The sequence below is a fragment of the Amycolatopsis sp. NPDC051071 genome, from assembly GCF_040682875.1.
In the GTDB taxonomy this organism is placed as follows: Bacteria; Actinomycetota; Actinomycetes; order Mycobacteriales; family Pseudonocardiaceae; genus Amycolatopsis.
Genome location: NZ_JBFBBY010000114.1, coordinates 1 through 24888, shown reverse-complemented (window position 1 = coordinate 24888; position 24888 = coordinate 1). Strand labels below are relative to the sequence as shown.

At 67.6% G+C, this 24888-nt stretch carries 24 protein-coding genes; 9 read left to right on the top strand and 15 right to left on the bottom strand.

The window, feature by feature from the left end; translation table 11 throughout:
* Positions 1 to 116 precede the first annotated feature (116 nt).
* Positions 117 to 1886: a glycoside hydrolase family 18 protein gene (locus AB0M65_RS29360; RefSeq protein WP_364034489.1), complete on the bottom strand. Its 1770-nt coding sequence runs from the start codon at positions 1884 to 1886 to the stop codon at positions 117 to 119.
* Between the two features lie 245 nt (positions 1887 to 2131).
* On the opposite strand from AB0M65_RS29360, the gene AB0M65_RS29355 reads away from it, so the two are divergent.
* Positions 2132 to 2803, top strand: a complete 672-nt coding sequence (locus AB0M65_RS29355) for a sigma-70 family RNA polymerase sigma factor (RefSeq protein ID WP_364034486.1) — start codon at positions 2132 to 2134, stop codon at positions 2801 to 2803.
* 162 nt (positions 2804 to 2965) lie between these two features.
* Here the strand turns inward: AB0M65_RS29355 and AB0M65_RS29350 are convergent, their stop codons facing one another.
* The 5 genes from AB0M65_RS29350 to AB0M65_RS29330 form a co-directional block, all read right to left on the bottom strand.
* Positions 2966 to 3619, bottom strand: a complete 654-nt coding sequence (locus AB0M65_RS29350; RefSeq protein ID WP_364034483.1) for a response regulator transcription factor — start codon at positions 3617 to 3619, stop codon at positions 2966 to 2968.
* Positions 3619 to 5163 carry a GAF domain-containing protein gene (locus AB0M65_RS29345; protein ID WP_364034480.1) on the bottom strand — a complete coding sequence of 515 codons (1545 nt, stop codon included), beginning with the start codon at positions 5161 to 5163 and terminating at the stop codon, positions 3619 to 3621. Before AB0M65_RS29345 ends, AB0M65_RS29350 begins: the two co-directional genes overlap by 1 nt.
* 30 nt (positions 5164 to 5193) lie before the next feature.
* The gene (locus AB0M65_RS29340) at positions 5194 to 5667 is read right to left on the bottom strand and encodes a pyridoxamine 5'-phosphate oxidase family protein (protein ID WP_364034477.1); all 474 of its coding nucleotides are present in this window, start codon (positions 5665 to 5667) and stop codon (positions 5194 to 5196) included.
* Between the two features lie 171 nt (positions 5668 to 5838).
* Positions 5839 to 6270 carry a nitroreductase family deazaflavin-dependent oxidoreductase gene (locus tag AB0M65_RS29335; protein ID WP_364034474.1) on the bottom strand — a complete coding sequence of 144 codons (432 nt, stop codon included), beginning with the start codon at positions 6268 to 6270 and terminating at the stop codon, positions 5839 to 5841.
* Positions 6271 to 6280: 10 nt separating this feature from the next.
* Complete coding sequence (locus AB0M65_RS29330) at positions 6281 to 7063, bottom strand: TetR/AcrR family transcriptional regulator (RefSeq protein ID WP_364034471.1); 783 nt, start codon at positions 7061 to 7063, stop codon at positions 6281 to 6283.
* Positions 7064 to 7141: 78 nt separating this feature from the next.
* Between AB0M65_RS29330 and AB0M65_RS29325 the strand changes: the two genes are divergently transcribed.
* Entirely contained in the window at positions 7142 to 9403 is a 2262-nt protein-coding gene (locus tag AB0M65_RS29325; protein WP_364034468.1) for an excinuclease ABC subunit UvrA, read from the top strand.
* A gap of 66 nt (positions 9404 to 9469) precedes the next feature.
* On the opposite strand, the gene AB0M65_RS29320 is transcribed toward AB0M65_RS29325, so the two are convergent.
* On the bottom strand, positions 9470 to 10330 hold the full coding sequence (locus AB0M65_RS29320; protein ID WP_364034465.1) for a hypothetical protein: 861 nt from the start codon (positions 10328 to 10330) through the stop codon (positions 9470 to 9472).
* A gap of 167 nt (positions 10331 to 10497) precedes the next feature.
* Here AB0M65_RS29320 and AB0M65_RS29315 point away from each other — a divergent pair, with 167 nt between their 5' ends.
* The 3 genes from AB0M65_RS29315 to AB0M65_RS29305 all read left to right on the top strand — a co-directional run bounded on the left by AB0M65_RS29315 (position 10498) and on the right by AB0M65_RS29305 (position 13222).
* Positions 10498 to 11631, top strand: coding sequence for a metallophosphoesterase (locus tag AB0M65_RS29315; RefSeq protein ID WP_364034462.1), 1134 nt, complete (start codon positions 10498 to 10500; stop codon positions 11629 to 11631).
* A gap of 124 nt (positions 11632 to 11755) precedes the next feature.
* Positions 11756 to 12400, top strand: coding sequence for a DUF998 domain-containing protein (locus AB0M65_RS29310; RefSeq protein WP_364034459.1), 645 nt, complete (start codon positions 11756 to 11758; stop codon positions 12398 to 12400).
* Positions 12401 to 12424: 24 nt separating this feature from the next.
* On the top strand, positions 12425 to 13222 hold the full coding sequence (locus AB0M65_RS29305; protein WP_364034456.1) for an alpha/beta hydrolase: 798 nt from the start codon (positions 12425 to 12427) through the stop codon (positions 13220 to 13222).
* A gap of 318 nt (positions 13223 to 13540) precedes the next feature.
* Here AB0M65_RS29305 and AB0M65_RS29300 read toward each other — a convergent pair whose 3' ends face one another.
* From AB0M65_RS29300 to AB0M65_RS29290, 3 genes are all read right to left on the bottom strand, one after another.
* On the bottom strand, positions 13541 to 14524 hold the full coding sequence (locus AB0M65_RS29300) for a hypothetical protein (protein ID WP_364034453.1): 984 nt from the start codon (positions 14522 to 14524) through the stop codon (positions 13541 to 13543).
* Positions 14521 to 15759, bottom strand: coding sequence for an MFS transporter (locus AB0M65_RS29295; RefSeq protein WP_364034450.1), 1239 nt, complete (start codon positions 15757 to 15759; stop codon positions 14521 to 14523). The genes AB0M65_RS29300 and AB0M65_RS29295 overlap by 4 nt, the downstream gene beginning before the upstream one ends.
* Positions 15760 to 15832: 73 nt before the next feature.
* Positions 15833 to 17308, bottom strand: a complete 1476-nt coding sequence (locus AB0M65_RS29290; protein ID WP_364034447.1) for a discoidin domain-containing protein — start codon at positions 17306 to 17308, stop codon at positions 15833 to 15835.
* A 243-nt stretch (positions 17309 to 17551) separates the two neighbouring features.
* Between AB0M65_RS29290 and AB0M65_RS29285 the strand changes: the two genes are divergently transcribed.
* On the top strand, positions 17552 to 18247 hold the full coding sequence (locus tag AB0M65_RS29285; RefSeq protein WP_364034444.1) for an HAD-IA family hydrolase: 696 nt from the start codon (positions 17552 to 17554) through the stop codon (positions 18245 to 18247).
* Here AB0M65_RS29285 and AB0M65_RS29280 read toward each other — a convergent pair.
* Entirely contained in the window at positions 18244 to 18711 is a 468-nt protein-coding gene (locus AB0M65_RS29280; RefSeq protein WP_364034441.1) for an NUDIX domain-containing protein, read from the bottom strand. The genes AB0M65_RS29285 and AB0M65_RS29280 overlap by 4 nt on opposite strands.
* Positions 18712 to 18852: 141 nt before the next feature.
* Here AB0M65_RS29280 and AB0M65_RS29275 point away from each other — a divergent pair, with 141 nt between their 5' ends.
* Entirely contained in the window at positions 18853 to 19305 is a 453-nt protein-coding gene (locus AB0M65_RS29275) for a DoxX family protein (RefSeq protein WP_364034438.1), read from the top strand.
* A 194-nt stretch (positions 19306 to 19499) separates the two neighbouring features.
* Positions 19500 to 19925: a DoxX family protein gene (locus AB0M65_RS29270; protein WP_364034435.1), complete on the top strand. Its 426-nt coding sequence runs from the start codon at positions 19500 to 19502 to the stop codon at positions 19923 to 19925.
* A gap of 79 nt (positions 19926 to 20004) precedes the next feature.
* Here AB0M65_RS29270 and AB0M65_RS29265 read toward each other — a convergent pair whose 3' ends face one another.
* From AB0M65_RS29265 to AB0M65_RS29250, 4 genes are read right to left on the bottom strand one after another with little or no spacing between them, the layout of a single operon-like run.
* Positions 20005 to 20610 carry an ATP/GTP-binding protein gene (locus tag AB0M65_RS29265; protein WP_364034432.1) on the bottom strand — a complete coding sequence of 202 codons (606 nt, stop codon included), beginning with the start codon at positions 20608 to 20610 and terminating at the stop codon, positions 20005 to 20007.
* Positions 20591 to 20962 (bottom strand): DUF742 domain-containing protein, encoded by a 372-nt coding sequence (locus AB0M65_RS29260; RefSeq protein ID WP_101610141.1) that lies wholly within the window; start codon positions 20960 to 20962, stop codon positions 20591 to 20593. Before AB0M65_RS29260 ends, AB0M65_RS29265 begins: the two co-directional genes overlap by 20 nt.
* Positions 20959 to 21369 (bottom strand): roadblock/LC7 domain-containing protein, encoded by a 411-nt coding sequence (locus tag AB0M65_RS29255; protein ID WP_364034429.1) that lies wholly within the window; start codon positions 21367 to 21369, stop codon positions 20959 to 20961. The genes AB0M65_RS29260 and AB0M65_RS29255 overlap by 4 nt, the downstream gene beginning before the upstream one ends.
* Positions 21370 to 23889, bottom strand: a complete 2520-nt coding sequence (locus tag AB0M65_RS29250; protein WP_364034426.1) for a nitrate- and nitrite sensing domain-containing protein — start codon at positions 23887 to 23889, stop codon at positions 21370 to 21372. It lies immediately after the preceding gene.
* 505 nt (positions 23890 to 24394) lie between these two features.
* Here AB0M65_RS29250 and AB0M65_RS29245 point away from each other — a divergent pair.
* On the top strand, positions 24395 to 24631 hold the full coding sequence (locus AB0M65_RS29245; RefSeq protein ID WP_364034423.1) for a hypothetical protein: 237 nt from the start codon (positions 24395 to 24397) through the stop codon (positions 24629 to 24631).
* The last annotated feature ends 257 nt before the right edge of the window (positions 24632 to 24888 follow it).

The following is a 24888-nucleotide window of genomic DNA, read 5'->3' as shown; positions in this document are numbered from 1 at the left end:
GCCTAAACCCCCCTCCCCGCCCCGACCAGCTGCCGATCGCGGGCGCCGGTACCGAGAGAGTCGGGTTGTCGTGAGTGTTTTGGGTCGTTAGAACGACCCAAAACACTCACGAGACATCAGGGAAGGGCGTTCAGGAACGGTTCGTGGTTGTTCTGGAATTCCCAGCCGTAGTACCGGTCCCAGTTGATCGACCACGTCATCAGCCCACGCAGCGCCGGAGAAGCACCGCCCCGCAGGGAATACGACCCGCAGCCGGAGTTCTTCACCAGGCAGTTCAGTGCCGAATGCACCGCGGCGGGCGCGGTGTGCCCGTTGCCCGCGCTGACCGCGGCCGGGAGGCCGAACGCGATCTGGTCCTCACGCAGCCCCGGGAACCGGAACCCGGTCGACGCCACGGTGAACCCCGCCTTGACCATGTCGGTCATCGCGATGTGGAATTCCGCGCCACCCATGAAGTGGTACTGGTTGTCCAGGCCCATCACCGGCCCGGAGTTGTAGTCCTGGACGTGCAGCACGGTCAGCGCGTCCCGCATCGCGTGGATCACCGGCAGATACGAACCCGTCCGGTTGTCGGCGCCGCCGAGCCCGCCGTAGTACTGGTACCCGGTCTGCACGAAGAACGTCTCTGGCGCCATCGTCAGCACGAATCCCGCACCATAACGGGCTTTCAGCGTTTTCAGCGCCGCGATGAGGTTGACGATCACCGGCGTTGCCGGGTTGCGGAAGTCGTTGTCACCGGAGTTGAGGTACAGCGAGTGCCCCTCGAAGTCGATGTCGAGCCCGTTCAACCCGTAACGGTCGATGATCGCGGAAACCGAACTGACGAAGGCGTCCCTTGCCGCAGTCGTGGTCAGCTGGACCTGGCCGTTCTGCCCACCGATGGAGATCAGGACCTTCTTGCCCAGAGCCTGTTTCGCACGGATCGCGGCGATGAAGTCCGCGTCGCTTTCCACGGTCGGGCATTCCGCCACCGGGCACCGGTTGAACCGGATGTCACCCGAGGTCACCGAGGTCGGCTCGCCGAAGGAAAGGTTGATGATGTCCCACGCCGCCGGGACGTCGGCCATCCGCGTGTAGCCGGAACCGTTGGCGAAACTCGCGTGCAGGTAACCGATCAGCGCGTGTTTCGGCAGCCCGGTGTCGACGCAGCCGCTGGTCGTCGCCCCGGCCTCGGTGGTCTTCGGCGATTCGCCCGCGCTGTTGTACGCGGCCACCGAATAGCTGTGCGACGAACACGCCGTCAGTCCCGAAACGGTCGCCGAAGTCCCGGTCACCGTGGCGACCACCTTCCCGCCTTCATACACGCGGTACCCGGTCACCATCCCGGCCGAGGCTCCCCACGACAGCGTGATCGACGAGTTCGTCACCGTGCCCGCGGACGGATTTCCCGGCGCCGGAGGCGCTCCCGGAGTGCCGCCGCCCGGGCCGTCGAGGCTGATGTCGTCCGCGTAGAAGGTGCCGGAGCCGTACCAGCCGTGGACGTACAACTCCGCCGTCGTCTGGGTCGCCGACGTCGTGAAAGACAGCGAAAGCTGTGTGTAGGAGGTCGCGGCGGTCCAGGTCGACGGCCCGCCCGTGACCCCGAGGTACACCGGGTTCCCGTTCACCCACGCCGAAACGGCGTACGTCGTATTCGGCTGGACGGATACCGTCTGTGCGCATTTCCCGATCGTCGAGCCGGGCGTGACCGAAACGGCGTAACCGCCCGAGCGGACCGGCGTGCTCACGGCCGCGCCCGCCGCACACGACCAGCCGGACGTCGAGCCCGCCTCGAAGCCGGGATTGAGGAGCAGGTTGGCCGCACTCGCGGTGCCCCCGCCGGTCAGCAGCCCGGCGAAGGTGAGCACCAAAACGGCTAGAAAAGCCAAGGATCTGGAACGCCTCATCGCGAATCCTCCGGATCAAGCACGGCGCTCTGCCGCGCGCGGGTTAATTGTCTAGACCAATCTGGCGAAAGTCCATACCCGGGACACACCAGGGCCTAAAGACCCGACTACTCCGGGCTGCTGTACCGGTGTGACCCGCGAACGCGCTCCGTAACGTCGGAAGGGCAAACAGGGACTGGGGGCTTCAAGGAGGTGGGGACGATGGGAACGCACAGGTACGCACCGAGAACGGCCCATCCGGCGTGATGACCGTGTCCGAAGCCGTGCGCCCGACGGACAACGCCGATACGTCCTCGGCGGGAAAGCGTGCCCCGTACGTGCCCCGGCCCGGAGAACCGGACGGCGAATTGATCCGCGCGGCCATCACCGGCGACCGGCGGGCCGTCGGGAGCCTGCTGACGCTTCTCCGGCCGATCGTGTTCCGGTACTGCGTGGCCAAGCTGGGCGGGACGACACGCGGCATCTCCAGCGCCGACGACTGCGCACAGGAAGTCCTCATGGCCGTCCTCGTCGCGTTGCCGCGCTACAGCTACCACGACACCAGCTTCCTGCCTTACGTCTTCGGCATCGCCGCGCACAAGGTCGCCGACGTGCGGCGCACGCTCGCCCGCGACCCGTCGGCGCCGGTGCCCGACCCGGAACCCGAACAGAACGGCCCGTGGAACCCGACGTTCGAAGAGGTCGAGAAGGCGGATCGCGGCCGTCGGCTTTCGCGGTTGTTCAAGGTACTTTCCCCGAAGCAGCGGGATGTGCTGGTGTTACGCGTGATCCTCGGTTTCAGCGCGGAGGAGACCGCCGGTGCGCTCGGCATGGCCAGCGCGGGCGCGGTGCGCGTCACCCAGCACCGGGCGCTCAACGAACTACGCAAGGTGCTGCGGCAGGACCCCGGTTTCGCCGACGGGCTCACGATCTTCTAAGCGGAGCAAGGCAAAGGGTGCGCCCTCGGGCGAGATGACGCCCGGTGGCGCGGCACCGCGCACGCGAGTTCCGCTTCCAAGCACGCGAGTTACGCTTCCAAGCACGCGAGTTACGTGCTCAAGCACGCGAGTGGCGGCTTCACGGCACGGTTGACTCACCCCTCAGTAAGCGGAGGGCTTCCGTCGTTGCGAGGCGTAGACGGCGGCGGCCGTGCGGCGTTCGAAGCCGAGTTTGTGCAGCAGCGACGACACGTAGTTCTTCACGGTCTTCTCCGCCAGGTACAGCTTTTCCGCGATCTGGCGGTTGGTCAGCCCGTCGGCGATATGGTCGAGCACCCGCCGCTCCTGCGGGCTCAGCTGCTCGTACCGCGGGTCCGGGTGATCGTCACTCTCGCCACGCAGGCGGTTCATCACCGAAGCCGTCAGCGTGCTGTCGAGCAGCGACCCGCCCGCGGCGACCGTGCGCACGGCCTTGACCAGCGCACCGCCGGAGACCTGCTTGAGCATGTACCCGGCCGCCCCCGCCATGATGGCGCCGAACAACGCCTCGTCGTCCGAATAGGACGTCAGCATCAGGCAGGCGGGCGGCGGATCAAGGGACGCCCGGATCTCGCGGCAGACGCTGACCCCCTCGCCGTCCGGCAGCCGGACGTCGAGCACCGCGACCTGGGGTTTGACGGCCGGGATCCGCACGAACGCCTCGGCGGCCGTGGACGCCTCGCCGACCACCGTGAGATCGTCTTCGGCCTCGAAGACGGTCTTCAGCCCGGTGCGGACGAGTTCGTGATCGTCCAGCAGGAACACCGAAATCGTCATCACACACTCCCCTGTCGGGCCGGCAGCTCCACCGACCAGTCGAGCCTAGTCCCGCCTTCGGGCCGCGCCTCGACGGTAAACGACCCGTTCCAGCGGACCGCGCGTTCGCCGAGGTTGGCCACCCCGCTGCGATGCCCTGGTTCGGCAGGCATCCCGACGCCGTCGTCCACCACGGAAAGACTCAGGTTCTTCCCGTCGCGATCCACCGAGACGTCGACCGAGACCGACGTCGCCGACGCATGTCTGACCACATTGGACAGTGCCTCGCGCAGGGTCGCGATGAGATCCGAGCGGACCATGTCCGGGACGGCCGAATCGAGCGGCCCGTCGAATCCGACCCGGGGTTCGGACACGCAGCCCGCGTCGAGCGCGACCCGCAGCAACTCCGACCGGAGGCTCCCCTGCGCCTCGGCGGGTTCCTGCAACGAGAAGATGCTGTTGCGGATCTCCCTGATGGTGCGGTCTATCTCGTGCGCGAAGCCGGCGACCCGATCAGCGACGGCGGGCTCGGACGTCAGCCTGCTGAGCCCTTCCAGGCCGAGCCCGATCGCGAACAGCCGCTGGATCACCAGGTCGTGCAGGTCACGGGCGATCCGGTCGCGATCCTCGAAGACGGCGAGCCGCTGCCGGTCCTGTTGCGCGCGGGCGAATTCGACGGCGAGCGCGGCGTGCGCGGCGAAGGTCTCGGCCAGCTGGACGTCGTAGGCGGAGAACGGCGTCTTGTCGCGGAACTTCGCCACCAGCAGGACGCCGAGTTTCTCCTCGCCGACGATCAGCGGCACGGCGATCGTGGAGTCCAGGTCCTTGATCACCGCGGGCATCACCTCACCGCGTCCGCCCTGGTACTCGACGACTTTTTCGCCGTAGTCCCGGACCACGACGGGTTTGCCGCTGGTGAACGCCATCCCGGTCGCGGTGCCCTCGGTGGACACGGCGATGCCGGAGAGCCGGTCGGCGTCGGGGCCCGGCGGCTCGACGATCTCGAAGACCAGCATCCCGTCGCCGCGAGGACGGGCAACCGCACCCGCGGTGCCACCGGCGACCACGCGGGCGCGTTCGGCGATCAAGTGCAGGGTCGCGGTCAGATCCTGGTCGGTCAGGAGCGCACCGGTGACGTGATAGGACGCTTCGAGCCAGCGCTCGCGCCGCTGCACTTGGTCGAACAGGGCGGCGTTCTCGATCACCACACCGGCCGCCGCGGTGAGCGCGACGAGCAGGTCCCCTTCGGATTCGGTGAACTCCGCACCGTCCGGTTTGCGAGCCAGGTACAGCATCCCGAAGATCCGGCCGCGCATGCGGATGGGCATCACGCGGGACTCGTCCTCGGACGGCGGGGTCTCCCACGCGTCACCGAAACGGATGAACTCCTCCGAATCGAGCACACTCAGCGCGCCGAACGGGGCACCGGTCAGCTCGCAGGCGGATTCGACCATATGCCGCAGGACGTCGGAGAGGCTGAGATCGCGGGCGATCCCCGCCACCGCGTCCAGGATCCTGGGTGCTTTGGCGTCACTCGCCGCACTTACCCGCCGCACTGGCGTCACCGTCCCGGAGTAACTCCCCGGGCAGTGGGGTCAGGAATGACAAACGCGCCCGGATCGCTCATCTGGTGCGTCGATCACGGACAGTGCTTCGTTACTGGACGCGCCAAGGATCCTCCGACCGGTTACCGACTCGAGGGGAATGCGGAGATACCGGGCGTCCCTTTGACCAGTCCAACAGCCCAAAGGCAGCTCCGCGAGCTCGGCGATCACGATCGGGTCACGTACCTCGCAAGCGCGGCCGAGGACGGTGACGTACCAGCCGCTCTTCAAATCCGCGGAAAAATCGTCGACGGCGAACGCGACCACACTGTCGAGTACTCCGGCGAACAACGCGCTCTGTGACGGCGTCCGGACCACGATGGCACCGTGATACACGGCGAACCGCGCGGGCTGAATCGCCGGCAATGCCCGGGAGGTGAACACCACCCTGCCCAGCCCGGCGCCCGCGAGCAGCGCCACGCACTGCTCGCGGTCGAGTGTCTCGAGACCCAAGGTGTCGGACATCGGCATCCTCGCGTTCCCGTCGGACTTGTTCCGTCGAGATCCACGGTCCCTCCCTGACCGACTCGCCGGTAGGGCCGATGGACCCGGCTCGCGCGGGGTTCCCCAAGTACATGAAGGCCCCCTTCACTGCGCCTAGCGCAAGGAAGGGGGCCTTCATGTACTTGGTGAGGCTTACGCCTTGGGCGCCAGCAGGACCACGGGGATCTCCCGCTCGGTCTTCGTCTGGTACTGCGCGTAGTTCTGGAAGTCCGCGGTGATCTTGGGCCACAGGCGGGCGCGCTGTTCGGCGTCGGCGACACTCGCGACCATCGGCTGCGCGGCTTCACCCTTCAGCGTGACCTGGACCTCGGGGTTGTCACGCAGGTTGAGGAACCATGCCGGATGCTGGTCGTCTCCGCCGCGGGAAGCCACGATGACGTACGCGTCGCCCTCACGCAGCGGCGAGGTGAGCAGCACCGTGCGCGGCTGGCCGGATTTGCGGCCGATGGTGGTCAGTTCCAGCACGGTCATCCCGGCGACCTGCCAGCCGGCGCGGCCGCCGCTGACCTTCTGGATGACGCGGTGGACGGCGTTCATGGTCTTCAAGGCGAAATCACTGGGCATGCGGAGAAGGCTACTCCACTTTCATCGCGACTTCGATCCCGTCCAGGAGAACGGCCAGCGAGATCTCGAAGGCCTCCCGCGCCTCCTGTTCCAGGTAGGACACCGTCTCGTCCGCCATCCGGAACGCCTGCTCGCCTTCCATCCAGCTCAGCGTCGGGAACCGCTCGGCGAAGTCCGGCGACACTTCCTTCAGGAACGCCGACCGCGCATACCACCACTCGTCGTCGGACTGCCCGGTCACCTTTTCGGCCAGCCGTGACTCCGCCGCCGTCCTGGCGGGCTCCCGCACGCACGAGTACAGCGCGCTGACCAGGCGCCGCAGCATCACCGGGCGCAACCCGGTCCGGCGCAGGATCGTCACCAGCGACTCCAGCACGACGTACTCGTGCGGCCCCAGCACCGGCCGTGCCTGCGAGACCTGCAGGACCCAGGGATGCCGCAGGTAGAAATCCCACAGGTCGTTCGCCCACCGGACGGTGTCGGAGCGCCAGCCGTCCCCCTCGCGGAAGCCCGCCAGTTCCGCGAGCGCCTTGTCGTACATGAGGTCGAGCAGTTCACTCTTGCTCGGCACGTAGGTGTACAGCGCCATGGCCGTCCGGCCCAGCCTGTCGCCGACCGCGCGCATCGAAAGACCGGCCATACCTTCGGCGTCGGCGATCGTGATGGCGGCGTCGACGATCAAGTCCACCGACAGCCCCGGTTTCGGCCCGGGGCGCTCGGTGTCCGGCGACGCCGTCCGCCACAACAGGGCCATCGACTTCTGGGGGTCCCCCTGCGCCGCGTAGACGACCACTCGCGAACTCCTTACAGCATAAACTGACGTCTGCTACCCTCACTTTACAGGCTAAAGAGTTCCAACCAGGGGAGAGCCATGCCTTCGGCCGCCGACAGTCACGACATGATCCAGGTCCGCGGAGCCAGAGAGAACAACCTCGCCGACGTCTCGGTCGACATCCCCAAACGCCGCCTCACCGTCTTCACCGGTGTCTCCGGTTCGGGGAAGTCGTCCTTGGTGTTCGGCACCATCGCCGCGGAATCGCAGCGGCTGATCAACGAGACCTACACCGCGTTCATCCAGTCCTTCATGGCGCCGGTCGGGCGGCCGGACGTGGACGCGCTGCGGAACCTGAGCGCGGCGATCATCGTCGACCAGGAGCGGATGGGGGCCAATTCCCGCTCCACGGTCGGCACCGCGACCGACGCCCACACAATGCTGCGGATCGTCTTCAGCAGGCTGGGACAGCCGAAGATCGGGACGTCGGGGGCGTTCAGCTTCAACCTTCCCGAGGGGATGTGCCCCGATTGCGAGGGGCTCGGGAGGGTTTCCACGATCGACATCGACCAGCTTGTCGACAAGGAGCTTTCGCTCAACGAAGGGGCGATCACCGTCCCGAACTTCGCGCCGGAGACTTGGTACTGGAAGGGGCTCGCGGAGTCCGGATTCGTCGATCCGGCCGTGAAACTGAAGGACTACACCCCTCAGCAGTGGGAAGACTTCATGCACAAACCCGCCACCAAGATGAAACTCGGCGGGCTGAACACCACGTACGAGGGGCTGCTGGTGAAGGTCCAGCGGCTGTTCCTGGCCAAGGACAAGGAGGCGACGCAGGCGCATATCCGCGCTTTCGTCGACAGGGCGGTCACGTTCAAGGAATGTCCGGCCTGCGGGGGCGCGCGGCTGAACGAAGCGGCGCTGTCGTCGAAAATCGACGGGCTGAACATCGCCGACTGCTCGGCGATGCAGATCAGCGATCTGGCCGATTTCGTCCGTAAACTCGACGACCCGTCGGTCGGCCCGCTGATCCAGACCCTGAGTGGCACGCTCGACTCGCTGGTGGAGATCGGTCTCGGCTACCTGAGCCTCGACCGTGAATCCGGGACGCTTTCGGGTGGCGAGGCGCAGCGCGTGAAGATGGTGCGACACTTGGGTTCCAGCCTCACCGACGTCACGTACGTCTTCGACGAACCGACCGTCGGCCTGCACCCGCACGACATCCAGCGGATGAACGGCTTGCTGCTGCTCTTGAAAGACAAGGGCAACACCGTGCTCGTGGTCGAGCACAAACCGGAGACGATCGAGATCGCGGACCACGTCGTCGACCTCGGCCCCGGCGCCGGGCCGAACGGCGGCCAGATCTGCTTCACCGGCGACGTCGCCGGGCTGCGTGCGTCCGGCACCCTGACCGGGCGGCACCTCGACCACCGGGCGCGGCTGCGTCCCGACGTCCGGCGGCCCGCCGGGCAGATCGCGATCCGGAACGCGACGCGGCACAACCTCAAGGACGTCAGCGTCGACATCCCGCTCGGCGTGCTGACCGTGGTCACCGGGGTCGCCGGTTCGGGCAAGAGCTCGCTCATCCACGGCTCACTGTCCACAAGGGACGATGTGGTGGTGCTCGACCAGTCGGCCATCCGCGGCTCGCGGCGGAGCAACCCGGCGACCTACACCGGCCTGCTCGACCCGATCCGGGCCGCGTTCGCCAAGGCCAACGGCGTCAAGGCCGCCTTGTTCAGCGCGAACTCCGAAGGCGCGTGCCCGAAATGCAAGGGCATCGGGCTGATCTACACCGACCTGGCGATGATGGCCGGGGTGGCGACGGTCTGCGAGGAGTGCGAGGGCAAGCGCTTCACCGCCGAAGTCCTGACCTACCGGCTGCGGGGCAAGAACATCAGCGAGGTCCTCGCGATGCCGGTCGCCGAAGCACGCGAGTTCTTCCTGTCCGGACAGGCGCGGGCGATCCTGGACCGCCTTTCCGACGTCGGCCTCGGCTACCTCGGACTCGGGCAGCCGCTCACGACGCTGTCCGGCGGGGAACGGCAGCGGATCAAACTGGCGATCCGGATGGCGGAGAAATCCGCGACCTACGTCCTCGACGAGCCGACCACCGGACTGCACCTCGCCGACGTCGACCAATTGCTGGGCCTGCTGGACCGGCTCGTCGACGACGGGAACACGGTGGTGGTCATCGAGCACCACCAGGCCGTGATGGCGCACGCGGACTGGATCGTCGATCTCGGCCCGGGAGCCGGTGCCGATGGCGGGCAGGTCGTCTTCACCGGGACTCCGTCGGAACTGGTGGCCGGCGGTGACACCCTCACGGCACAGCACCTGCGCGCTTACGTGGGCCAGTGACGCCGACGGGTCCCTGAAGTGTCATGAGGGGTCCCCATAGGACACTTTTCGTCCTATGGGGACCCCTCATGACACCCGGGACCGGGCGCGAACCGCTTCACGAAGGGCAGCCGCACCGCTCAGCCCCAGCACGGCCAAAGCAAGACCCGAAGTCACCGTCTCGACGGGCGAGGCCGCAAGCGGCGAAACCCCGGTGACCGACTCGACCCCCACCACCGCGGTCAGCACGGCATAAGCACCGATCGCCACCCACACCAGCCGCACGCGCCGCCGCTCGGCCCAGTCCGCGAACCGCAGCAGCCAGGCCAGCCCCGGCACGATGAGGATCGCGTGCATCGCCACGGCGTGCAGCGGCTTCAGCGCGCCGGCGGTGGTGTACGCGGCTTGCGGGTTCCCGCCGCGTGCTTCGACGACGCCGCTCGCGATCATCGCCGCGCCCGCGCCGAGCGCCACCAGCAGCGCGACCAGCCCGAACCGCACGGCGAGCCGCATGCTCGGCGTCGTCTCCCCTTCGCCGCGCATCGCCGCGGCCGTGAACGACACGGCGGTCAGGATGAGCACGCCGCCGCCCGCCGCGAGGGTCGTCGACACCGCGTTGCCGAAGCCGGTCTCGAAGTTGAAATGCGACGGCACCCCGCGCCAGGCCTGCATGCTCACCAGCACCGTCTCGACGACACTCGCCCCGGTGAAGACGCCGAGCAGCACGTTCCGCATCCGTGGCCGCACCGCGACGAAGGACGTCGCCCACGCGACGGTGATGAGCGTCAGCCCGAACGACAGGCCGAACGTCACCGCCTTCCGCATCGAAAGCGGCCCGGTCCACGAACCGCCGGACGCGATCAGCACGACCGCGTGCACGAGGCCGCTGAGGAACAGGAGCGCACCCGTCACGTAGGCGACGCGCTCGATCCGTCGTAACTCGTTCATGCCGAAGAGTGTCTTGCGGTACGACTCGCGAAGCGTCGCCCGTGGAGCGACACTTCGCGTACGTCCGTTTACGTACCTGAGAGCCCCTCAGCGAAGACCGCGGTAGAGACCGACGGTCTGTTAGTCTGGCGAACACCTTCGACCCGATTCCGAGGTACTTCCCACCGATGCCCCGCATCCTTGTCCGTACCGCCGCGCTGATCGCCGTTCTGGCCCTGTTGTTCGGGGTCCCGTGGTGGACGATCGTCGGCTCCCCCGAGCTCCCGGCCGCGCTCGAAATACTCGGCACGCTCGTGTTCGCCGCCGCGGTGGTGACCCTTCCCGCCTGCATGACTCTCGGCCACGGCCCGTGGCAACGCGACCTCGCGGCGAAGATCGGCGACCTCTCACTCGGCTTGATCTGGCTCCTGTTCTCCCTGTCGGTACTCGGAAACGTGCTACGACTCGTCTTCGCCCTGTCCGGAGTGGACAGTGCGGCGGGGATCGTGTCCGGCGTCGTCGTGGTGGCGTTCGCCGGCCTGGCAGCGTACGGACTGGTCGAAGCCCGGCGCGTTCCGCGGCTCAAGGAACTCGACGTCGTCCTCCCCCGGCTCGGCGCCGGACTCGACGGGCTCCGCTTCGCGATCATCACCGACACGCATTTCGGCCCGCTGAACCGGACGAAATGGTCGGAGAAGGTCGTCGAGGTGGTGAACGAACTCAACGCCGACGTCGTGGCGCACGCCGGCGACCTCGCGGACGGCACGGTCGCCCAGCGCCACGGCCAGGTCGCGCCGCTGGGGAAGGTGCGCGCCAAGCTCGGCAAGTTCTACATCACCGGCAACCACGAGTACTTCGGCGAGGCGCAGGCCTGGCTCGACCATATGCGCGACCTCGGCTGGGAGCCGCTGCACAACCGGCACGTACCGGTCCGGCAGGGTGGCGACACGCTCGTCTTCGCCGGGATCGACGACCCGACAGGCGCCGCCTCCGGCCTCCCGGGGCATGGTCCCGACCTCCCGGCCGCCCTCGACGGTGTCGCCGCGAGCATCCCGGTCGTCCTGCTCGCCCACCAGCCGAAGCAGGTCAAGCAGGCCGCCGAAGCGGGCATCGACCTCCAGATCTCCGGGCATACCCACGGCGGCCAGATCTGGCCGTTCCACCTCCTGGTGCGGTTCGACCAGCCGGTTCTGGCCGGGCTTTCACGCCACGGCGAGCGCACGCAGCTCTACACGAGCCGCGGCACCGGCTTCTGGGGGCCGCCGCTGCGTGTCTTCGCGCCGAGCGAGATCACCCTCCTGACCTTGCGAAACAGCAAGTAGTCCTCTAGTTGCGACGCTTCCAGGCGCCGTAACGGGCGTCACCGACAATTTTTTTTGTCTTGACAACTTGAGGATTCGGGGCGAGAGTTGTGCCCAACGCACCCCGCCCCGAAAGGCCGAGACGATGACCATCACCGCCACCCGCACCCAGCTCGCCGTCCCGACCCGCGCCCTGCTCGCCGGCGGCGCGATCTCAGGCCCGCTGTACTTCCTCATTTCGCTCACCCAGGCCGCCGTCCGCGACGGTTTCGACCTGACGAAGCACCCGGCGAGCATGCTGAGCAACGGCGACGCCGGCTGGATCCAGGTGACGAACTTCCTGGTCAGCGGCGTCCTGCTGATCGCGGGAGCGATCGGGCTGAGCCGGGTTCTCGAGCCGGGAAGAGGAAGTGTCTGGGGACCACGGCTGCTGGGCCTCTTCGGCGTCAGCCTGCTCTTCGCCGCCGTCTTCAAGGCCGACCCCGGCAACGGCTTCCCGGTCGGCGCCGGCCCGGCGACACTCAGCACCACCGGAACACTGCACATGGCCGCCGGCTCGGTCGGCTTCCTCTCGCTGATCGTGGCGACCTTCGTGTTCGCGAGCCGCTTCTCGCGTGAAGGCCACCGCGGCTGGGCCGTCTACTCCCGCGTCACCGGCATCGCGTTCTTCGCCGCCTTCGCCGTCATGAGCTCCGGCAACGCGGCCGCCGTCGTGATGCTCGCCTTCTGGGCGACCGTGATGCTGGCCTGGGGCTGGGTCACCGCCGTCGTCATCCGTTCCGCCCGCTAGACCGATCGAGGAGAATCTCCCGTCATGAGCACCGTGACCTCGCAAGACGGCACCACCATCGCCTACACCCGCACCGGCTCCGGCCCCGCCGTCATCCTCGTCGACGGCGCCATGTGCCACCGCGGCTTCGGCCCGGCCAAGCCGCTCGCCGCCAAACTTGCCGGACACTTCACCGTCTACACCTACGACCGCCGCGGCCGCGGCGAGAGCGGCGACACCGAACCGTTCTCGATCGCCCGCGAGGTCGAAGACATCGCCGCGCTGATCAAGGAAGCCGGTGGGACGGCCCACGTCTACGGCATCTCCTCCGGCGCGGCGCTCGCGCTCGAAGCGGCGAACGCCGGACTCCCCATCACCAGACTGGCGGTGTACGAGTTCCCGCTGGTCGTCGACGACACCCGCCCGCCGGTCCCGGCCGACTACACCGAGCGGCTCGAAAAGGCGATCGCCACCGGACGGCCGGGCGACGCGATCAAGACGTTCATGCGGCAAGGCGTCCGCGTCCCGGCACCGATCGTGTTCATGATGCGGTTCATGCCCACGTGGCCGAAGATGAAGACGGTCGCGCCGACGCTGCGCTACGACGCCGCGCTGTTCGACGGCCTGCACGACGGCACGCCGCTGCCGGAGGGCCGCTGGGCGGCCGTCTCCGTGCCGACGCTGGTCATGGACGGCGGCAAGAGCCCGGCGTGGATCCGCAACGGTGTCGCCGCACTGGCGAAGGCCGTCCCCGACGCCGAGCACCGCACGATCGCGGGCCAGACGCATATGCTCAAGCCCGAAGCTGTCGCCCCGGTGCTGATCGAGTACTTCACCGCGTGACCAGGGCCCGTTCTCCTTGCCTAGGTACAGGAAGGGGGCCTTCGTGTACCTAGGCGCAAGGAAGGGGGCCTTCCTGTACTGGGGAAGGTGTGAAGGTCGAGTTTCCTCGGCTGAGCCGAGGGAAGGGGTCCTTCACGCGCCGCCGTGGCGACTGGTGATGCTGCGGGGGCTCGTGACGGCCTCCCGGACGAGTGAGGGGAACTTTGAGGGACTCTGGGTCCCTCAAGGAGTTCTTCAAAGACCGGCCGCTACCCGACTCACCCGCCGTAGGTACCCGAAACACCCATCGTTAGAACGACCCAAAACACTCACGACCCACTACCCGGCCGCGGGCGAACTTCCCCGCTGGACCAGCTCCCGGGCCGCGCCGCTCCCGTCCGCCGGAACCGCCCAGATCCCGCCTTCCAGCCCGTAGGCCACCGTCGTGTCGTCGAGCCAGGCCGCCTGGTCGTCCACACTCCGCGTCTCGGCCAGCAAGGTCTCCTTGCCCGACGCCAGATCGAGGACGGCCAGCCGCCACGGGGCCGCGAGATCGGCGGAAACCCGCTTCTTGAAAGCAATCCGCTTCCCGTCGGGCGAGAGCGAAGGGCACTCGACGTTCTCCCGGATCGCGGTCGCGCTGAACTTTTCGTAGTCCGCCTCGACGAGGTAGGTCTTCCCCTTGGTCCCCATGGTCGCGTAGAACCGCTTGCCGCCGGGGGCGAACGTGATCCCCCAGTAGTTCACGTCCGAGGAGTAGTACTGCTTCCCGTCGAGGATCACTGTCATCTCCTCGATACTTTTCAGCAGCTGCCCGCTCGCGAGGTCGAATATCCCGGCGCGCGTCGAGAATCCTGTGGCCGCATAGGAATCCCCGGAGACGAACACGGTCCAGTAGACGAGTTTGCCGTCCGGCGAGACCCGGCCGCGGCTCGGCGTTCCCGGCAGTTCGATCCGGCGGATCTCGGTGAGGTCCTTGTCCAGCACGATGACGTCGGTCATCGGCGGCAGCACCCCCGGCTGCGCGGCTAGGCACAGCGCCGTCCCCGCCGAGGCGGCGAACCGGTCGCAGCTGAGTCCGGCGACCTTCCTCGGTTCGCCAGTCCGGTCGGCCGGGACGGTGGCGAGACGGCCGAAGTCGGGGCCTTCGGCCGTGTTGCGGAACAGCAGTTGTCCCTTGGCCTGCACCGAAACCGGCTGGCCGGAAACGACGGCCACGGCGTTGACGCCCTGCCCGCGATCCCGCGAGTAGATCCCGTACCCGACAGCCGCCGCGATCAGGACGACGACCGCCGCCACCACGCCAAGGATCCGGCCCCTCACGCGGATGTCCTCAGTGGACGAAGGATGGCGGCCGCGACGATCACGACGGCCAGCGCGCCGGCGGCGACGAGTACCGCCGCGTGCAGATCCCAAGCGGTCCAAGCGAGTCCGAAAAGGACGGACGCGAACATCCGCGTCGTCGCCTGTCCGGTCTGCACCAGCGCCAGTCCACCCGCCCGCTGGTGTTCGGGCAGCATCGGCCCGGCGGCGGCCATCAGCACCCCGTCGGTGGCGGCGTAGAAGACGCCGTGCAGGACCAGGGCCAGCACCGCGAGCACCCCGCCGTCCACCGGCCCGAGCAAGGAAAGCAGCGCGACGACCAGTGCGACATGCCCACCGAGGAACACCTTCCAGCGGCCGACCCGGTCCGAGAGCCTGCCGAGCGGGACGGCGAGCAGCAAGTACACGCCCGCGGTTCCCAAGGGCAGCAAGGGAAAGAACACCGCGCCAAGTTCCCATCGGCGTTGCAGGACGAGATACAGGAACGAATCGCTGAGGGTGACCAGGCCCAGCAACGCCGCCCAGACACAGATCCGGCGAAACGACGCCTGCCGGATCAGGCCCGCGGTCTCCCGCAAGGAGACTTTGCGCCGCTCGGCCCTCGGTCCCGGCTGGTGGTCCTTGACCAGCACCACCAGGATGATCACGCCGATCGCCGCGATGCAGAAGCTGGTGAAGAACACCGAGTCGTAGCTGCCGAGGCTGAGCCACAGCACGGCCATCGCGACCAGCGGGCCGAGGAACGCGCCGAAGGTGTCCATCGCCCGGTGCACGCCGAAGGCGCGGCCGAGGTGGTCGGGATCGCTGCTCAAGGTGATGAGCGCGTCCCGCGGCGCGGTACGGACGCCCTTGCCGGTGCGGTCGGCCGCGAGCACCGCCCCGATCGCGACGGTGGACGGACCCGCCAGCATCAGGCCGATCTTGCCCAGCGCCGAAAGGCCGTAACCGAAGCAGGCGACCGCTTTCAGCCGCTGCCATCGGTCCGCGAGATGCCCGCCGACGAGCCGGACCAGCGCGGTGACGCCGGAGTAGAGGCCGTCGAGCACGCCGAACTGCAGCGGGCTCAGGCCGAGACCGAGGACGAGGTACAGCGGGAGGACCGCGGTCACCATCTCCGACGAGATGTCGGTGACCAGGCTGACCAGGCCGAGTGCGACGACGTTCCCGGTGACGGCCCGTTTCACGCCGCTGCTCTTCGGAACGTCTACCGCCGCCCGGCTCGTGGCTATGTACATACGAGACCTCCTACGCCGCGAGGAGGTGCCGGGCCGCGGTGCACAGCCGCGACCCGGCACCTGATCGCGAGGATCAGTGGCAGGTGTAGGTGGGCGAGGAGTCGATGGTCTTGCCGTCGAGGCCGATCAACTGCGTCGAGAACGCGTTGTCCGACATGTTCAGCTTGAGCACACCGTAGGTCGAGATCGCCTTCGCCGTCGCCGGATGCTCCGTCTTGACGGGGTACAGGGACGCCCCGCCGCCACCGCCGATGATCTGCACCGGCCCGTTCGGATCCTTGGCCCCACTGGCGTTCTGCGGGAAGAACCGCTCGTAGTGGTGGTCGTGTCCGTTGAGCACCAGGTCGACCTTGTTCTGGACCAAGGTCTGCCAGAGCGTGGCCATCTTCGGGTTGTCGCCGTGGTCACCCGAGGTGTAGCGCGGGTGGTGGTAGTACGTGGCGACGCAGGGCTTGGTGTTCTTCGCCAGGTCCTGTTTGATCCAGTTCAGCTGCTCGTCGCTGACGGCGTTCGCGGCCAGCCCGGGAGAGAACTCCGTGCTGTCGATGGCCACGAAATGCCAGTTGCCCATTTCCCAGCTGTAGTAGGTCTTCCCGTTCGGCGTCGCGATGTTGCCGAAGTACTTCTTGTAGGCGCCCAGCGGGGTGTCGTCGTAGGTCTCGTGGTTGCCGGGGATCGGGTGCATGATGTTCTTGTACTTGCCCCAGGTCTTGTCGAAGTACTTCGTGAAGTCCTCGATATGGGCGTCGTCGTACTGGTTGTCGCCCATGGTGATCACCGCGGCCGGGTTTATCTGCCCGACCAGGTTGGCGGTCTTCGGGTGGATGCACGAGGACGAAGACGCGGTGCACTGTTCGGCGATGTCACCCGAGGCGGCCAGCACGAACGATGAGCCACCGCCCGCTTGCGTGGTCGCCTGGATCTGGCTACTGGCGGCCGAAGTGTTGCCCGCGGCGTCCTTGGCCCGGACGGTGTAGGTGTACGCGGTCGCCGCGCTCAGCCCGGAATCGGTGTAGGAGGCGCTTTCCGAACTGCCGACGACCTGGCCGTTCCGGAGAATCTCGTACGCGCTGACACCGACGTTGTCCGTCGAGGCGGTCCACGTCAGGTCCACAGTGGACGAAGTGATCGCGCCGGCCTTCAGATTCGTCGGCGCGGTGGGCGCCTGAGTGTCGCCGGAGGAATCCGACGTCCCGTAAACCTGCATCTCCCAGAGGGAGTAGCCGTAGCTGGTGGCACGTTTGGTCGCGACGAGACGCAGATAGCGGCCGCGTGCGGTCAGGCCGGTGAGGTCGTCGGTACCACCGTTGCCGTTCGTCACGGACTTGACCGAAGTCCACGCCGAGCCGTCGTTGGAGACTTCGAGTTTGTACGCGGTGGCGTACGCCGCTTCCCAGTTCAGCTTGACGCGGCGGACGTCGGAGGGGCCTCCGAGGTCGACGCGGATGAACTGCGGGTCCGCGCTTTCGGCGCTTGCCCAGCGGGTGTTCGTCTTCCCGTCGACGGCGAGCGGGCCGCCGTATTCAGCGGCCTCCACCGAGGAGACCATGACGGGTTTTCCTTGGGACAAAAGGACGTCGGCGGCTTGGGCACTGCCACTGAGCAGCGTGGGCAGAAGAATGACTGCCGCGCCTATGGGCAGTAGTCGGGTTCGGGCCTTCACATCGTTCTCCCGGTATCCGTGGCGGCGGGGGGTGGCTGACGGTGCGCGGCGTTGTTCGTTTGGTAACTTTCCTAACGAATGCGTACGGTAATCCGTACCACTCAGTGAGTCAAGACGTAGACTCGTCCCATGACCGGCGCCTTGATCTTCGACTTCGACGGAACGCTGGTCGACACGGAGGCGGCCGTCCTCGTCGCCTGGCAAGAGACCTTCCGCGCACGCGGCGGCGAACTCCCCCTCGACGTCTGGCACACCGTGATCGGCACGCAGAACACCGCCACCGCGATGTTCGAGCTGCTGGCGAAGGACGACGAGAATCTGGACACGCTCGCGATCCGCACCGGCGTCCGCGCCCGGGTCACCGAACTGCTCGAATCCGAGGGACCGCGTCCCGGCGTCCAGGAGTACCTGGACGCCGCGAAGGAACAAGGCCTCCGGCTGGCCATCGCCTCCAGTTCCACCGGCGACTGGGTCACCACCCACCTCGAAAGGCTGGGCATGGCGGACGCCTTCGAGGCCGTCCTCACCGGAGATCTCCACGAAGCGAAACCGAGCCCGGACCTCTATCTCGCCGCGCTCGCCGCACTAGACCTGTCGGCGGCGGAGGCGATCGCGTTCGAGGACTCACCGCACGGCGTCACCGCGGCGAAGGCCGCCGGGCTGACCTGCGTCGCGGTGCCGAACCCGATCACCGCGGTGCTGAACTTCGACCACGCCGACCTCGTCCTCGGCTCGCTGGCCGACAAGCCACTCGGCGAGCTGCTCAGTGGTCGGTTTCGGAAGTCTTTCGTGGGTATCGGCGGACTTCCGAAACCAACCACTTAGCCGTTGAGCAGTTCCCCCAGCCGGGTGAGGAACGGACGCTGCCCCTTGAGCAGCTTCTCCTCCGCCTCGGCGAGCCCGAACCAGGCGACCCTGTCGACCTCCGGGAACTCCTGCGTCCGGCCGGACCGCGGCGGCCACTCCATCTCGAACGTGCCCGGCACGACCTGAGCCGGGTCGAGGTCGCCCTCCACCGCCCAGACGGTGACGACCTTGCCGCCGGACTGCTTCACCTCGCCGAGCGGGAGGTACTCCCCCTCGGGTGCCGGCAGCCCCAGCTCCTCGGCGAACTCGCGCCGCGCGGCGGCCTCGGGTGTCTCGTCCGGTTCGTATTCGCCCTTGGGCACCGACCAGCCGGCCGCGTCCTTCTTCGCCCAGAACGGCCCGCCCATATGCCCGAGCAGTACTTCGGTCACCTCGCCCGCCCTGCGGAAGAGCAGGATCCCGGCACTCGTCTTACCCGCCACGGCAGCCAGTCTGCCTCTGCTCCGATCGAGTGAGGTGACCGGCCCGCGGAAAAAAGTTCCGGACGGATGTCGAACCGTGTCGTGCTCGTACGACGCGTCAGCAGAAGCCGCCCCACACACCCTCTTGGAAGGACCGGAACGATGTCGCAGACCATCACCCCCGCCCAGACCACCGCCACCACGACCGCCGCCGTCACCGGCCGGGCAGCCAAGGCACAGGGCGCGATCCAGTCGGGCGTCCGGATCGTCGTGTCGTTTCTCTTCCTGTGCCACGGTTTGCAGGGTTTCGGATTCTTCGGTGGCATCGATGGAGCAGGCGGGTCGGTCGAGCTCGGCTCCTGGCCCGGCTGGTACGGCAGCGTGATCGAGGTCGTCGGCGCCGCACTGGTGCTGGTGGGCCTGTTCACCCGGCCGGCCGCGGTGCTCCTCTCCGGGGTCATGGCCTTCGCCTACTTCACCGTCCACGCGCCGGAGGGCCTGCTGCCGCTGCTGAACATGGGCGAGCTGTCCACCCTCTACTGCTGGATCTTCCTGCTGATCGCCGCGATCGGCCCCGGCACTTTCGCCATCGACACCCTGCGCCGCCGTCGCTGATCAAGGAAAAAAGTCCTCTTTCCTGGAGTCATTCCAGGGAAGAGGACTTTTTCACGTTTTCTTCCGTTGCCGCGCTGTCAAATTCGGACATAACAAGGAATTACCCCCCGAAAGAAAGTTCCCTACCGATGGGGGTATCCGGCATCCTCATTTACATCAATGGTTTAGACCACCTTGAGCCGGAAGGATGCGTCATGACCCAGACAGGCACCGCCACGTCCACCGAGATCGGGCCGACCACCGCCAAGTGGCAGGGCATCGCTCTCTCCGTCGTCCGCGTAGTGGTCTCGTTCCTGTTCCTCTGCCACGGCCTGCAGTCGATGGGCCTCTTCGACATACCGGCGCCCCCGGTCGGCTCCTGGCCGAGCTGGTACGCCGGAGTGATCGAACTCGTCGGCTCACTGCTGATCCTGGTTGGCCTGTTCACCCGCCCGGTCGCGGTGGTGCTCTCGGGCACGATGGCCTACGCGTACTTCGTCGTCCACCAGCCCGACGCGCTGCTGCCGCTGCAGAACAAGGGTGAGATGGCCGCCCTGTACTCGTGGGTCTTCCTGCTGTTCGCGGTAGTGGGCCCGGGCACCTACGCACTCGACACCCTGCGGCGGCGGCGGCGCGGCTGAGCTCCCGCCAATGCTATGAACGGCCCGTTCCTCGCAAATTTTGCAAGGAATGGGCCGTTCATAGCACGGGAGAGAGGTGTCAGCGGCCCTGCGGCAGTCCCGCGGCCAGGTCGGACAGCGCGAGCACGTGCTCCATCAGCATCGTCAGTACCTGCTTCGTCGAGTCGCGTTCCCGCGCGTCGCACAGCAGCAGCGGGACGTCCATGCTGACGTCGAGTGCCTGCCGGACCTCCTCGGTGCCGTAACGATACGCGTTGTCGAAGCAGTTGACGGCGACGACGAACGGAAGTCCGCGGCGCTCGAAGAAGTCGACGGCCGCGAAGCAGCTGTCGAGCCGTCTGGTGTCGGCCAGCACGACGGCGCCGAGAGCGCCTTCGGCCAGCTCGTCCCACATGAACCAGAACCGGTCCTGCCCCGGCGTACCGAACAGGTACAGGATCAGCTCGGGGTTGATGGTGATGCGGCCGAAGTCGAGGGCGACCGTGGTGGTCGTCTTCTTCTCGACACCGGTGAGGTCGTCGACGCCCTCGGACGCCGCGGTGATGACCTCCTCGGTGCGCAGCGGGGGAACCTCGCTGACCGAACCGACCATCGTGGTCTTACCGACCCCGAACCCGCCGGCGATGAGGACCTTGACCGCGTTCGCGGTCAGGGATCGCCGGGGCTCAGAGTTTCCGGATGCCATCAAGAACCGCCTGGAGTACGTGTTTGTTGGGGGTGTCGGTGACCGGTGTCGCGGTGCGGAACAGCACGAGATTCTGTTCGATGAGGTCGCTCAGCAGCACCTTGACCACCGGCAGCGGCAGATCGATGCGTGCGGCGACCTCGGCGACCGAGGTCGGTCTCTGGCACAGGTTGAGGATCCGCCCGTACTCCGGTTCGAAGCCGGCGACCTCGTGCGCGGTGCGCATGGCGACCACCAGTGTGATCAGGTCGAGGCCGAGCGTGTCCGAGCGGGTGCGCCCGCCCGTGACGGCGTACGACCGGACCAGCGGACCGGCCTCGTCCTCGAACCACGACTCGTGCCGCCCGCTCATGGCGAAGTGGGAGTCGCGGCGCGAGGCGCCGAAGTGAGCACCGCACCGACCCGCTTGACCATCAAGTTCATCTCGTAGGCCACCAGGCCCATGTCCGCGTCTTCCTTGGCCAGCAGCGCGAGGCAGGCGCCGCGGCCCGCCGCGGTGACGAACAGGAAGGCGTGGTCCATCTCGACCATGGTCTGGCGGACGTTGCCGCCGCCGAAATGCCGTCCCGTGCCCCGCGCGAGGCTTTGGAACGCCGACGCCACCGCGGACAGATGCTCGCCGTCCTGCTCCGACAGGTTGCCGGACTTTCCGATGAGCAGACCATCGGACGACAGGACTACCGCCCGGTCGGCACCGCTGACCCGCTTGACCAGGTCATCCAGCAACCAGTCGAGTTCACTGACTCCCGCGTTGGCCATCTAGTCACGATCTCCGTACATGTCGAGGTCGGTGTAGTCGTCGGTGGGTTCGGTGGCCCGGCCGCGGCGCGTGCCCTGCTGGAACGCGGCGAGGCGGTTCCTTGCCAGCTCGGGGGTGTCCTCGCGGACCTCCTCGTGTGCGGCGGCCGGCCGGTCCTCCATCAGCTGGGGGACCAGATTCGCCTGACGCCGGCGCTGCGGCAGCGGTGGCCTGCCGGGCGCCTCGGGGCCCGGTCGCCGGGTCTGCGGCGGCCGGACGTCCTGCGGACGGGAGTCGGCAGGCGGCCACGCCGGCGGCTGCACGGCCTGCGGCCTCGCCTCGGCGCGAGCGGGCTCCGGGCGGATCGGCTCGGGTCGCGGCGTCTCCGGCCGGGGCACGCGCGGCTGGCGCGGGGGCAGCGGCGGCAACGCGGCATCGGGTGAATCAGGGCCGGGCTGGAACACCGACGGCTGCGAAACCGGCGCCTGCGGGGCCACCGGCATCGGGACCGGGAGTTCCGGCCGTTCCGCGGGGAGCTCGGTGCGGTGGCGGGCACGACGGCCCGGGAGCAGCGGCGCGGCATCCGGCACCTGGGTGCTCTCGGGGTCCACCTCGTCCTCCGGCTGATCAGACGGGACCGGCGCGAGCAGGTCGGTGCGGACGAGCACGATGGCCCTGGTGCCGCCGTACGCGGATTCGCGCAGGTGCACGGAGATCCCGTGACGCGCGGCGAGGCGCGCGACCACGAACAGGCCCAGCCGTGGCTCGGCTGACAACGCCATGATGCCGAAATCCGGCGGATCGGCCAACATCGCGTTCAGCTCGGCCGCCTGCTCCGGCTCGATCCCGAGCCCCTGGTCCTCGACCTCGATCACGACACCCTTGCCGACCACGTTGCCACGCAGCTCGACACGCGACTGCGGTGGCGAGAACGCCGTCGCGTTGTCGATCAGCTCGGCGAGCAGGTGCACGAGGTCGCCGACGACCGGGCCCTGTACCGCCATCGCGGGCATCTTGGCCGTCTGCACCCTGGCGAAGTCCTCGGTCTCGGCCGAGGCACCACGGGTCAGCTCGGCCAGCGTGACCGGCTTACGCCACTGACGGCCGGGCTGGCCGCCACCGAGGATGATCAGGTTCTCCGCGTTACGGCGGGCACGCGTCGACAGGTGGTCCAGCTGGAACAGGGTCTCCAGCTGCTCCGGGTCCTCCTGCTTGCGCTCGGCCTGGTCGAGCACCTTGAGCTGGCGGTGCACGATGACCTGGCTGCGGTGCGCGATGTTGAGGAACACCGTCTTGGTGCCCTCACGGGTCCTCGCCTCTTCGACCGCGGCCGCGATGGCGGTCTGCTGCGCCTTGTTGAAGGCTTCGGCGACCTGGCCGATCTCGTCGTCGCCGTGGTCGAGGAAGTGACCCTTGTCGTCGAGGTCGACGGGTTCGCCCGCGCGGACCCGTTCGACCAGCTCGGGCAGCCGGATCTCGGCGACGTCGAGGGTGTCCTCGCGCAGCCGGGCCAGCCTGCCGATGAGCCGGTTGGACAACCGCAGGGCGATGACGAACACGCCGATGGCCACCAGCAGTGCGATCGCCGCGGCGATGGCCGAGGTGATCAGCGTGCGGTCGGCCTCGTCGATGGCTTCGGTGGTGGCCGCGCCGCTCTGCTCGACGAAGCCGCGCATCATCGCGTCGCCGACGCCGCGGGCCGACTGGAGCCAGAGCTGCTCCGGCACCGGGAGGGTGGCCTTGCTGTTCTGCAGGAAGGTGTTCTCGACCGTGTTGACGGCCTTCCACGGGTCGCTCGCGACGAGCTGGTCGAACTTCGCCTTGACGTCCGGGCGCATCCGCGAGACGGACGACTCGAGCAGTGAGCGGTACGAACCGACCTGGGAGACGTAGGCGCGGTAGGTCTCGTCGGTGAAGCCGCCGCCGGCGACGGCCGCGGCGGCGAGGGAGTTCGCGCGCTGCGACTGGTCGATCGCGGTGAACAGCGGAACCGCGGTGATCCGCTGGTAGGCGTTCTCCGCGTTCGGCGCGTCCTGCGCGAGACCGGTGAGGCCCTCGACGAACTGGTCGAGGATCTGGTTGTAGAAGGTGAAGGCGTCGAGCAGCGGCAGCTGACCGGAGTCGGCCGACTGCCGGATCTGCGGCATCTTCTGGAACAACCCGTTCACCGTGGCGATGCTGCGCTGCACGCTGTCGGGCGAGTCGCCGATGAACTTCTGGAGGTGCGCGACGACACCCTGGGTGGCGGCGTCGGTCTTCGCGCGCTGCCCCACGAGGGCGGCGTGCTGCGAACGGTCGCCCGCGAGTTCGCGCAGCGTCAGCCGCCGCTCCTCTTGTACTTGGGCGAAGAACGGGACGGAGGGGGCTTCCGAGTCACGGATCCGCTGGGCGTAGTCGCGGCCGTTGACCGCGTCGGAGATCAGGTACCCGCCGATCGCGAGACCGACGAGCATCAGCGCGGTGCTCGGAATGAGCGCGATCGTCAGAACGCGGGAACGAATCGAAGAGCCGCGGCCTCGTCGAAGGGAATTCTGCTTCACCGTGGTCCGTTTTCCTTCCGGCAGTTATTGGTGTCGGGTCGCCGGGGATCTCATACCCGCGGGATCCGATAGCCGGATCAACACAGCGTGGTCCGCTCCGCCCGCGAAGACGCTAGGAGACCCAAACGGGTGAGTCAAGTCCAGACGCGAAGGGTAGTCGCGTAGGGCCGTGACCACCTGACATGAGGCAGGTGGACCTCGAAAGTCCACCACGTGGACAGGTCCGTCCACGTGGGCGTCTCAATAACGGGTCACCTGGCGGTTTACCGCAGGCAGTGACTTGATCGACACGCTTCGGACTCGATCAAGTCACACTCGGATCCACTCTCGTCCCAGCGGGAAAGACGACGGAAACTACACGCCGTGACCTCGCTCACGCTTTCGGACGAGAGCTCCACATACCGTTCGGTTTGCGAACGACATCAGGCCGAAGGAACGAGGGCGTGACGCACCTTGATCCGCGATATCGAGAATTACCGTCCCTTAATCCGGATGAATCCGCGAAATGATCTTCGTCGCCGCGGCGCACCTCGTCACGGATGACCTCGTCGACCCTCCGGGACGCGTCCTGGAGTATCCGGACACCTGCCCAGCACAACGTCACCACTCCGCAGATCAGGATCACGACAAGCGTCGTCTCGACCGGATACCGCGTGCCGAATTCATCGAGCAGGAAACCGGAAGCGACCCCGAGCACGGCAATAAGGACATAGGTGAGCGACGTCGGGCGAGCGCACCGTGACCGGCGATTCACGATGGACAAGGGCACAGACCCTCCTTCTCCCGGCGCCGTGGCCCGCGCCTCGCCGTAGGGACGGGCGACGCGGGCTTTCCTTACGCCACAGGGGAAGGATCTACGTCACGCTCGCGGTAAAAGCGAATCGCGTGCTTAACAGCGAATCGGCCACCATTGTCGTGCGCCGTATGTCATGAGGGGTCCCCATAGGACGAAATTTTTACGATTGGGGGCCCACAAGAAAAAAGGGACGAAGAAGAGAA

Coding starts and splice junctions, on each gene's coding strand:
- AB0M65_RS29315 (WP_364034462.1), top strand. CDS start 10,498: ATGCCCCGCATCCTTGTCCGTACCGCCGCGCTGATCGCCGTTCTGGCC.
- AB0M65_RS29245 (WP_364034423.1), top strand. CDS start 24,395: ATGATCTTCGTCGCCGCGGCGCACCTCGTCACGGATGACCTCGTCGAC.
- AB0M65_RS29335 (WP_364034474.1), bottom strand. CDS start 6,270: ATGCCCAGTGATTTCGCCTTGAAGACCATGAACGCCGTCCACCGCGTC.
- AB0M65_RS29265 (WP_364034432.1), bottom strand. CDS start 20,610: ATGGCATCCGGAAACTCTGAGCCCCGGCGATCCCTGACCGCGAACGCG.
- AB0M65_RS29360 (WP_364034489.1), bottom strand. CDS start 1,886: ATGAGGCGTTCCAGATCCTTGGCTTTTCTAGCCGTTTTGGTGCTCACC.
- AB0M65_RS29325 (WP_364034468.1), top strand. CDS start 7,142: ATGCCTTCGGCCGCCGACAGTCACGACATGATCCAGGTCCGCGGAGCC.
- AB0M65_RS29285 (WP_364034444.1), top strand. CDS start 17,552: ATGACCGGCGCCTTGATCTTCGACTTCGACGGAACGCTGGTCGACACG.
- AB0M65_RS29275 (WP_364034438.1), top strand. CDS start 18,853: ATGTCGCAGACCATCACCCCCGCCCAGACCACCGCCACCACGACCGCC.
- AB0M65_RS29350 (WP_364034483.1), bottom strand. CDS start 3,619: ATGACGATTTCGGTGTTCCTGCTGGACGATCACGAACTCGTCCGCACC.
- AB0M65_RS29260 (WP_101610141.1), bottom strand. CDS start 20,962: ATGAGCGGGCGGCACGAGTCGTGGTTCGAGGACGAGGCCGGTCCGCTG.
- AB0M65_RS29270 (WP_364034435.1), top strand. CDS start 19,500: ATGACCCAGACAGGCACCGCCACGTCCACCGAGATCGGGCCGACCACC.
- AB0M65_RS29255 (WP_364034429.1), bottom strand. CDS start 21,369: ATGGCCAACGCGGGAGTCAGTGAACTCGACTGGTTGCTGGATGACCTG.
- AB0M65_RS29305 (WP_364034456.1), top strand. CDS start 12,425: ATGAGCACCGTGACCTCGCAAGACGGCACCACCATCGCCTACACCCGC.
- AB0M65_RS29295 (WP_364034450.1), bottom strand. CDS start 15,759: ATGTACATAGCCACGAGCCGGGCGGCGGTAGACGTTCCGAAGAGCAGC.
- AB0M65_RS29310 (WP_364034459.1), top strand. CDS start 11,756: ATGACCATCACCGCCACCCGCACCCAGCTCGCCGTCCCGACCCGCGCC.
- AB0M65_RS29320 (WP_364034465.1), bottom strand. CDS start 10,330: ATGAACGAGTTACGACGGATCGAGCGCGTCGCCTACGTGACGGGTGCG.
- AB0M65_RS29290 (WP_364034447.1), bottom strand. CDS start 17,308: ATGGTCTCCTCGGTGGAGGCCGCTGAATACGGCGGCCCGCTCGCCGTC.
- AB0M65_RS29340 (WP_364034477.1), bottom strand. CDS start 5,667: ATGTCCGACACCTTGGGTCTCGAGACACTCGACCGCGAGCAGTGCGTG.
- AB0M65_RS29355 (WP_364034486.1), top strand. CDS start 2,132: ATGACCGTGTCCGAAGCCGTGCGCCCGACGGACAACGCCGATACGTCC.